The sequence below is a fragment of the Pseudomonas sp. RA_35y_Pfl2_P32 genome, from assembly GCF_963970735.1.
GTDB lineage: Bacteria > Pseudomonadota > Gammaproteobacteria > Pseudomonadales > Pseudomonadaceae > Aquipseudomonas.
Genome location: NZ_CAXAQF010000404.1, coordinates 1 through 344 on the forward strand (window position 1 = coordinate 1; position 344 = coordinate 344).

A 344-nucleotide genomic window follows, 5' to 3' on the forward strand; every position below is an offset into this window, starting at 1 on the left:
CCTTCGCGCACTGGATGAACGTGTTGGCGAACTCGACAGCGAGATATCTGCAATCGCGGCAAGCGAGCCGAGTGCCGTCCGTTTGCAGCAGCTGCGCGGGGTTGGCCCGATGATCGCCACCGCACTTATTGCTGCCATCGGTGATGCCCGACAGTTTGCCAATGGCCGACAGTTAGCCGCCTCGTTGGGGCTGACGCCGAAGCAACACAGCTCTGGTGGTAAAGATCGGCTACTTGGCATCAGCAAACGTGGCGATGCTTATCTGCGAACACTGATGATCCACGGTGCGCGCTCGGCCCTGCGTACAGCCAAATCCAAAGACGATCGGCTCAGCCAGTGGGCTG

General features: G+C 60.2%; 1 protein-coding gene. It reads left to right on the plus strand.

Annotated elements, in window-relative coordinates:
• Nucleotides 1–344: transposase (locus tag AACY45_RS28910; protein ID WP_339548897.1), on the plus strand; the 344-nt coding region annotated here is incomplete at both ends.